Here is a 9,051-nt window from a genome sequence, read left to right on the forward strand (position 1 = left end):
AGGCCTTCGCAGAGGGCGGGGGCTTACGCCCCATCCAATTGCAAGGTTAAACTGGACAGGTGTTCAACTTAAAAATTCAATCAAGGAGCGGGGGTTCGGCCCGATGCGCAGCACCTTGTTCCAGAAGCTTCCGATGGGAACCTCGTTGGCCGACTTGCACGCCACGCTGCACGCCAGGCACCCGACGCACTTGTTCAGATCGGTGATGATCGCGTACTGCGTCATAGGTCACTCCCTCCCTTCGTACGCCGGCAGCCATTCTTTCAGCCGCGGATCGGACGCGTCGCTGATGACCGGCGTGCCGTCCGCATCGCACGGACACGGGTTCCCAAACGGCGAGTTCTCGGGCGTGGCCTTGTACACCTTCACCGGGTAGGCGCGCAGTTGCGACGAGCCCGTGAACGGGTCCTGCGCCATGCGGTCCACGCACACGTTGATGTTCACCAGTTCCCACCCGTGGGTGGGCGACACCTTGCTCTCGGGGAACCACCAGGCATGTTCGGCGTTGATCACGCCGCGCTTGATGCCGTAGTACAAATCCGCCACCTCGCGCACCTTGCCGTCCTTGGACTCGATCCACACCCAATCGCCCTGCTCAATACCCAGATCACGCGCATCGTCGGGGTTGATCTCCACGCGCGGCACCGGCCACTGCTCGCGGCACCACGGCAGCTGGCGGTGCTCGGTGTGGAAGTACACGGGGTTGCGACGGCCGGTGGTCATGTTGAAGGGGTACTCCTCCATAAGCTCCGGCGTGCTCACCGGCGAAAGCGGCGGCTCCTTGTATTCGGGGAAGCAGATTTCGGAAGGCGTGTAGTCCTGCAGATTCTCGGGCAGATACCCCATCTCGGGGCTCAGGTACGTCTCCATGATGGTGGACCAGATCTCCATCTTCATACACGGCACGGGCATGCCCGGCATGCCGTCGCCCTTCACGTACTGCATGCCGTCCACCTGGCGCAAATGTCCTGTCTCGTAGCGGTGATAGGTACCCCACACGTCCGGGTAGTCGTCCTTGGCGCGGAACCAGCCGTGCTCGGCGAACTTGGCCAAATACTCCTCGCCCGTCATGCCCGTGCCCTTCACGCAGTAGTCCATGTAGCGGCTCACCGGCCCCCATGCGTCGCCCGTGGCGGGATCGTACAGCGGCACGCCGGCCTCCTTGTACCAATCCTGCGCTATCTCCACCTCGAACCTGCATTCGCCGGGCGGGTCGATGCAGTTGACGTTGGCGCCGTAGGCCCCGTGCGAACCCTGCGAGATGCGCGCGAACCCGGGAATCTCCATCCAGTGCTGGGCCGGCATCTTGATGTCGGCCAGCTCGGAGGTGGGATGGTGCCACAGGTCGATGTCCACGAAGAAGTCCATCTGCTTGAGGGCCTCCCACGCATACGTGGCGTTGCTCTGGTTGAGGAAGTCGCCCGCGCAGCAGATGCAGCCCTTGATGGGATACGGGTCGCCCTCGTTGGCCGCCTGCCAGATGCAGCGCGCGTCGTCGCGGCCGGTCCAGCGAATGAGCGGGAAATCCTGCGCGGAGGCCTTGTTCGCGTTCTTGTCGAACGTCTCCTTGAACGGCGCGGGCTCCTTGGGCGCGGAGTAGGGCACGGCCACGCCGCCGGCGTCCACCGGCACGCGCGTCATGCCACGGTTGCCCGCCGGCGAGTCGTACGCGCCCACCATGGCCGACAGGATGCCGAGCGCGCGGAAGTTCTGCAGCGAGTTGCCGCACTGCTCGGGCGCCAGCTGGTAGTGCAGGCCGCCGTTGGCGAAGCGAGGGTCGAAACGCTGGCCCGCCCACGCTTCCACAGCCTGCTCGATAAGCGCCGGATCCACGTCGCAGATCTCGCCCGTGTATTCGGGCGTGTACTTGGACACCACGTCGTCCCAGTACTTCTGCCACACGCTTTTCACCTTCACCGTGCGCCCGTCTTTGAGCGTGACCTCGCCCTCGTACCACAGCTCGGGCTCTATGTCGTTCTCGAACTGCGTGGGGTCGGGAATGCGCCCGGACACGTCGCCCTCGGAGGGGTTGCGCATGTCACCGGAGGGGCGCACGTAATCGGTGAACGTGGTGGGAATGTGGTGAGTGCTCTCGCCCTCCCACAGCCCCACGCTTTCATCGGCATCGAAGTAGGTGAGGCGCCCGTTTATGCTGTCCCACACCATGAAGCGGCTCACGCTGCCGCCCTCCACCAAATCGCATTCACGCAGAAGGCGCGTCTTCACGTTCAGGCCGTTGCCCTTGGTGAACTTGCCCGTGAAGAACGGCTCGTCCTCCAGATCAAGATCTTCGCAATACAGGAAGGGGCCGTTGCTCCAGCGTGTGCAGAACGTATGGTCCTCCCAGCCGTTTTTCATCACAAGGTGCGTCCAACCAAGTGCCATCGCGCCGTCGGTGCCGGGACGCAGCGCCAGGTGGATGTCGGCCTCTTTGCCCTCGTTGTTCATGCGCGGGTCGATGAGGATGTAGGTTTCCGCGCGGGCGATGGTCTCGGTGATGGTGCGGCAGCTGTCGTCGTAGTTGGAGATGGACGGGCCGGTGCCCCACTGCACGTACACCTTGGGAAAGCACACCGTCTCGTGGAAGAAGATGCCGTTTTCGATGGTGAGGCTGCCCGCATCGCGCCGGATGCCCTTGCAGATCTGCGCCGCGCCGTGGCCGTTGACCGACCCGTACAGCCTGCCGAGGCGCGAGGCGCCCATGCCCCAGAACCGCGAGGTGCCCGTCATGGTCATGATGCCCTCGCCGCCGTACTTCTCCTTCACCTCGGTGAACTTCTCGTGACAGGTCTTGATGGCCTCGTCCCAGCCGATGCGCACCCAGCCGGGATCCTCGCCCTTGGGGTTGGTGCGCTTCAAAGGGTAGTGCAGGCGGTCGGGATGGTAGGCTGCTTGGATGGACGCCTGCGCCTTCGAGCAGCAGTTGCCGTTGGATTGGTAGGCCGACTCATCGCCCTCCACTTTAACAGCCCGCCCGTCCTGGACAGTCACCCACACGCCGCACTCCATCTTGCCGCAGCCACGGCATGCCGTGCGCACGCGCTTGACGTCGGCGGCCGATCCGGCGCCGCCCGTGTCGGCAAGCGCCTGCCCGGCGGACGCGACCGGCCCGGAGACCATGGCGCATCCCGCGACCACGCCGGCCAGCTTCAGAAAGCTTCGCCGCGTGGCGGTCAGCGTTTTTCGCATTCCCGCTCCTCTCTCGTCCGGCCCGATCCCTTGTTCGTCGGGCCCTCTGCGAGGGTACGCGGCCCGCGTCGGCGCGTCATGGCACGACAGGCTGAAATCGCGAGCGAGACGCCCCCGCCGCAAGGGGAAAACGTCTCATACCCGAGTATGAATTTACGAAGTCGCAGGCCAGAGGAGCGCGCTTTCAAGCCAAACCAACCGGATTCGGGTATCCTAGACGCAAGCAGAACGTGCGCGAGGGGATGCGATGCGCGAGGGGGATGCGATGCGCGAAGCCGAAACGAAAACGCTCGTCAGGGGGATCGTCGAATCGACACCGGGCATGCCCATCGCCGTCATAGGGCTTTCCCTTGCGCTGTACGCGAGCGAAAGCGCGCGCATGTCGTCGTTTCAGAGCGTGCAGTCCGGCAGCCTGGCCACCGCCGTCCCCAGCATCGTGGCGATAGCCGTCCTCGGCGCGATCGTGCTCGCCTATCGCGCGCGCCCGATGTTCCGCCTGCACCGCCATATGGCGGCGGGCCTGGTGGTGGCGGGGCTGCTGGCCGCTTCGGTGCTGTTCGTCACGGGCATGGCCACCATCCCCCAGTTCGAGGCGCTCATGTTCCTCACGCGGTGCGTGCGGCGCACCTGCGAGCTTTTGCTCATGCTGTGCTGGGCCGAGGTGCTCATCCCCCTTGGAGCGCGCAAGACGGCCGTGGCGTTCGCGCTGGCGCTTCTGTCCTTGGGCTGCCTGAACGCCCTTTCCACGCTGTTCAAGGAGGGGAGCATGTACACGCTGCTCGCGCTCGTGCCCCTTCTGTCCATCGCGTGCCTGTACTGGTTCAAGGACCGCACCCGCTCGATCGACTACTACCGGCCGGACGACGACGCCGACCCGCGCGCGCAGTTCGCCATCGACCGGTCGCTCATGTCGGGGTCGGTGTCGCGCGCCAGCATGACCTTGGTGTTCCTGTTGCCGCTCGCCTGCTACTCGTTCGTGTTCGGAAACGTCCACTTCTCGTGGGTTCCCAACCAGGACGGCTCCATCACGTCGCTGAGCATCCAACTGGCCGCGGCGGCGGGCACCGTGCTGGCGGGGCTTTTGCTCCTGGTGTTGGTCGCGCGCTTCTGGGGCCGGCGCAGGCTTGAGCTGTACAACCTGTTCATGCTGCCTTTGCTCGTGCTCACGCTGTACCTCACCGACCTGCTTGGCGGGTCGCTCTCGTTTCTGTACGTGGCGCCGCTCAACGTGGTGCAGAAGCTTGTGCTGTTCCTCATGTGGGTCATGCCGTTCCTCGTGCCCAGCGAGCGCTCCCCCATGGCCGTGTGGGGCTGCGCGCTGGCCCTGTACCAAACCGGCAAGGCGCTTTCCACCGCAACCTCCGGCATATCGGACACGGAGCTTTACACGATAGCGGCCATCGGGGTTGTGATGGCCCTCATCGTGGCCAACATCGTGGGCATCATGCTGGATCGCGGAGGGCAGTACGCACCGGATCCCGGCGTTTCGCAGCCCGGCGAAATCCCGCAGGACGACCCGCCGAAGCCGCCGGACGCCGACCTGTACGACGACCTCGCGCGCCAGTATCGCCTGACCCGTCGCGAGAAGGAGATCCTCCGGCTGCTCGCGGAGGGCATGACCGCAGGAGCCATAGCCGAGACGCTGGTGGTGAGCACCTCCACCGCCAAAAGCCACATGCGCAACATCTACGCCAAGCTGGACGTGCACACCCAAAGCGAGCTGGTGCTGCTCGTCCACCGCCGGCAGGGGTGACAAGATGGCGCGCAGGTGCGCGTGCGAGCCAAGATACGGGCGAGCACGCGGAGAAACCCTGCGGCGCTGCGAGGATCTTTAGCGTTTTACCGCCATTGGCGGTAAAATAGTGGCGGTAAACGACTGGGAGAGCATTGGAGGAGTCCATGCCCTACGAACCGCCCTTCGAGATAACGGCCAAGATCTCGGCCCTCTCGCTCGAGATCGCCGAGATGGTGGGATCCCTCTCCCCTGCATCCGATCTGGCCGCCTCGCCCACCCTGCACCGTCAGCTGCGCATACGAACCATCCATTCCTCGCTTGCCATCGAGCAAAACACGCTCACCGAGGAGCAGGTGACGGCCGTCCTTGACGGCAGGCGCGTGCTCGGGCCGCCCGACGACATCAGAGAGGTCCAGAACGCCAAACGCGCCTACGACCTCCTGGACGAGTTGAATCCCCTCAGCCTCGATGACCTTCTGCGAGCCCACGGCACCATGATGGCCGAGCTTGCGAAGGACGCGGGCCGGTTCCGTTCGCGCAACGCCGGCGTGTACGACGAGCGCGGCACGCTCATTCACGCAGGCACGCCGGCCACCTACGTCCCCGAGGTCATGGCCGAGCTGTTCGCATGGTTGAAACGCACCGAGGTGCCGCCCCTGATTGCCTCTTGCGTGTTCCATTACGAGTTCGAGTTCGTGCACCCCTTCTCCGACGGCAACGGCAGGACGGGAAGGCTATGGCACGCCTTGCTGCTCGCCCGGTGGCGGCCCATTCTGGCATGGCTGCCGGTGGAGAGCATGATTCGCCAGCGGCAGGCCGACTACTACGCCGCTTTGAACGCGTCCAACGCCGACGGCGCCTCCACCCGGTTTATCACGTTCATGCTGCAAGTCATCCGCGACGTCATGGCCCCTTACTGCAGGCAGGCAGACGCATCGGCCCGGCTTCGGGAAGCCGTGCTGGACTTTCTTGAGGAAAGCCCGCAGGCCACTGTTGCCCAGGCGGCAACGCGAACAGGCTCCTCGATGCGCACCGTCGAGCGCGCGATAGCGGCCTTGAAGGACGAGGGACGCCTGCGGAGGGTCGGCAGTCCCCGCGCAGGGCGCTGGGAAGCGGTGCGGAGAAGACGCGAGGATTGAGAGGTGCGCCGCCAGCTCCCGAGCGCCCCGCTTTCGCTTCTACTTGGATTATCTATGGCAATACTACTAGTTATTTGCGGCATGGGATGCCGCACAGCGCGACGACCCGCCCACCCTGTTCCGCGCCACTGCGCCACGTGCTGCCCCATCACGCCGCAGAGCAACGCGAAAGGCCATGCGGCTTGCAGCGCCCTACAGGCAAAACCCCATGTACAGAGGCAGGCACATGCGATCGCTGTCAACTTTGAGCTGCTTGGGATGCAGCACGTACTGGCTCCCGATGCGTTTTCCGAACCTCTCCTTGAAGCGGTCGAGCGAAGCGGTGCCGTGCTGCCGGGGCGATTTGACTTCGACGGGGCACACACGTGGCTTCATTGCGGCATCGGAGTAGGGCCTCACGATGAGAAAGTCTGTCTCCATGCGCGCCTCGCCCTCTTTTTGCCCGACTGGGAATAGAAAAAGAGCTTGTGCCCGTTGACCCGCAGCATCTGCGCGACAACGTTTTCGGTCAGCATGCCCTCGTTGATCCCTATGTCGCCGCGAAGCACGCTGCGGTGCACGTTTTCGTCTGTCTCCTGCTTGTCAGCGAAGGCAAGCGAGGCAAGCAGGCCCGTGTCAGCCAGGTAGCATTTGAGGGCGGTCTGCTCCATGCTAAGCGAGAGCCCGACAGCCGGGTCGGAGGCGGCACCTCGTTGGAAGCTTGGAAAAAGTCTATGACGAGATGCGAGCGGTGCTCGTTGCGCCCGAACTCATCGACAAGCGTGCTTTTTCCGACGCTGCGCCCCCCTCAACGAGGAGGGCGGTTTTGCCATTGCCGTGCTTCTTCCATTTCACAAGCTGGCCGTAAGCTTTTATTCTCAGCATTGCCTTCTCTTGCACGATGCGCAGAACTTGGTTTGCACGATTGGACACGATGCGCACAACTTAAATCGCATGGCTAAACACGATGCGCAGAACTTGGTTTGCTTGACTGAAGGCAATGCGCAGAATTCGGGCTGCATGCCGAAGCGCCCCGAGCGGAGGCGGCCTTCCCGTTTGCAAGGGGAGTTTCGGGGGGGGATGACCGCGCCCGGGCGAGTGCGGACCGGGGCCGTCGGGAGGGAGGGCGCCGCCGATGAGCACGGCTCCCGCCCAGAGCAGCGGCGCCTGAACAGCCACGGCGTCGGCCTCGCAAGCGGCGGGGGTAGGTGGGGCCGAAGCAAAAGCCGACCTCGGTGAAGACCTTGTGCAAGAGTCTCGCGATTCCTCGTCCGATCTTACGTATCGGGAAGATTTCTGTTAAAGTAGGAAAATCTTACGTATCGGGAAGAAACGGAATCTCCATGCCTGACCAACTCTCGCCCGCTCCTACGATGCAGATATTCGACGCCGCCGAAATCGGCGCATTCATCCGCCTGCGCCGCAAAGAGCTTGGCTACACGCAAGAGCAGGTGGCGGCCATGTCCGACTGCAGCCCCCGCCTCATAGGCGAGATCGAACGCGGCCGAAAAACCGTCGGCATCCAACGCGTGCTCGATCTGGCCTCGAACCTCGGCATCGACATCGCGCTGTCCGTCAGGGGCGCATGATGACCGACTCTTCCGCCTTTCGCCTCACGCAAAGCGACGGCTCGCTCGCCCTGCACGTGTTCCGCGACTTCGCAGGCAAACTTGAAGCGGTCGGAACGCTGAGCGCCTCCCCTTCCGCCTCGCTTTTCCAATACGACGAAACGTACCTGCGCAGCGCAACGGCCACGTCGATCTCGCTCTCCCTCCCTTTGCAGGCCGAACCGTTCTCAGACCGCGCCGCCCCCGCCTTTTTCGAGGGCCTGCTCCCCGAGGGAAGCCTGCGCAGCGCGCTCGCCCGTGCCACCCGCACCGACGAGAGCTTCCATGCCGGCCTGCTTGCCAGACTCAACAACGAATCCATAGGCGGCCTCCTGTTCGAATTGGAGCGCAACGCCTCCAAGCGAACGTGGGCCTACCGACCCCTGGAGTCCGAAGAGCTTGCCTCGTTCGCCGAGGAACCCGCCCGCATCGCAATCGACTTGAGCACGTCATCACGACTATCGCTTTCGGGAGCGCAGTCGAAAATAGGGCTCTACCACCACGGGAGCGACCCCGCGTCGGGCTGGCACGTACCGGAAGGTTCCGCCCCTTCGAACATGATCGTGAAAGCATCGAGCGGAACGTTCCCCCTGCAGACGGTCAACGAGGCATTCTGCCTAGCCGTTGCCCGTCGCTGCGGATTCGACGTCGCATCGGCGCGATTGATCCCCATGCCCAACCGCGAACCGTTGCTAGCCGTGAGAAGATTCGACCGCATCGAGCCGAAGGCCCCCTTCATGGTTGGCGGGCTTCCGGCGCCGGTTCGCCTGCACCAGGAGGATTTCTGCCAGGCGGCAGGACTGCCCTCCCACTTCAAGTACGAGCCGACCGACGGACGCTACCTGGCCCTCGGCGCGCGTCTTATCAGCCGCGCCTCGGAAAACCCGTTCGGCGACAAGATGATGCTGTTCAACAGCGTCTTGTTCGACTACCTGATAGGCAACTGCGACAACCATCTGAAAAACCGCTCTCTGCTTTGGAGAGAGGACTGGTCGGCACGCGAGCTTTCACCGCTGTACGACATCACCTGCACCACCTGGTATCCCGCCCTTGATCGGGAAATGGGCGTGGCGCTTTGCGAAAGCCGCCGCATCGACGACGTGACCGCCCAAGACATCCGAATGTCGGCGAAAAGCATGGGAATGTCCGAAGCGCTCGGCTGGGAGCAGTACCTCGCGCTGCGGAAGGAGTTCGAAGCCGCCCTGCCCGCAGCCGAGCGGGAAATAGCCGATCAGGGATTTCCCGAAGTCGCCGAGATCGCCCGGTTCATCGAGCGCGATTCCGCGCCGAGGCGCTCGCTTTAGGGCAACCGCGCCGCAAGCGGAGGAGACGCCCCCGGGCGCCCCGCGCGGAGGCGGCCTTCCCGTTTGCAAGGGGGGTTCGGGGAGGGAGGGCCGCGCCC

7 protein-coding genes and 1 pseudogene are annotated in these 9,051 nt (G+C 64.2%); 4 read left to right on the forward strand and 4 right to left on the reverse strand.

The features are described from left to right. Positions 1–90: 90 nt before the first annotated feature. A pseudogene (locus ACWKY3_RS06320) lies at positions 91–225 on the reverse strand (4Fe-4S dicluster domain-containing protein); the annotation flags it as partial. A gap of 3 nt (positions 226–228) precedes the next feature. Further along, positions 229–3,189 (reverse strand): molybdopterin-containing oxidoreductase family protein, encoded by a 2,961-nt coding sequence (locus ACWKY3_RS06325; RefSeq protein ID WP_449315579.1) that lies wholly within the window; start codon positions 3,187–3,189, stop codon positions 229–231. Positions 3,190–3,454: 265 nt separating this feature from the next. Here ACWKY3_RS06325 and ACWKY3_RS06330 point away from each other — a divergent pair, with 265 nt between their 5' ends. Continuing rightward, entirely contained in the window at positions 3,455–4,942 is a 1,488-nt protein-coding gene (locus ACWKY3_RS06330; RefSeq protein WP_449315580.1) for a response regulator transcription factor, read from the forward strand. A gap of 146 nt (positions 4,943–5,088) precedes the next feature. After that, a complete protein-coding gene (locus ACWKY3_RS06335) occupies positions 5,089–6,063 on the forward strand; it encodes a Fic family protein (protein ID WP_449315581.1) in 975 nt (324 codons plus the stop codon). Positions 6,064–6,255: 192 nt separating this feature from the next. On the opposite strand, the gene ACWKY3_RS06340 is transcribed toward ACWKY3_RS06335, so the two are convergent. Together ACWKY3_RS06340 and ACWKY3_RS06345 are read right to left on the reverse strand one after the other, a co-directional pair. Then, positions 6,256–6,483, reverse strand: coding sequence for a hypothetical protein (locus tag ACWKY3_RS06340; RefSeq protein WP_449315582.1), 228 nt, complete (start codon positions 6,481–6,483; stop codon positions 6,256–6,258). Then, complete coding sequence (locus ACWKY3_RS06345; RefSeq protein ID WP_449315583.1) at positions 6,459–6,713, reverse strand: DUF4143 domain-containing protein; 255 nt, start codon at positions 6,711–6,713, stop codon at positions 6,459–6,461. Before ACWKY3_RS06345 ends, ACWKY3_RS06340 begins: the two co-directional genes overlap by 25 nt. 672 nt (positions 6,714–7,385) lie before the next feature. On the opposite strand from ACWKY3_RS06345, the gene ACWKY3_RS06350 reads away from it, so the two are divergent. Beyond that, entirely contained in the window at positions 7,386–7,631 is a 246-nt protein-coding gene (locus ACWKY3_RS06350; RefSeq protein ID WP_449315584.1) for a helix-turn-helix domain-containing protein, read from the forward strand. Beyond that, positions 7,628–8,953 carry a HipA domain-containing protein gene (locus tag ACWKY3_RS06355; RefSeq protein ID WP_449315585.1) on the forward strand — a complete coding sequence of 442 codons (1,326 nt, stop codon included), beginning with the start codon at positions 7,628–7,630 and terminating at the stop codon, positions 8,951–8,953. The genes ACWKY3_RS06350 and ACWKY3_RS06355 overlap by 4 nt, the downstream gene beginning before the upstream one ends. The last annotated feature ends 98 nt before the right edge of the window (positions 8,954–9,051 follow it).

The sequence above is a fragment of the Rubneribacter sp. genome, assembly GCF_965361815.1.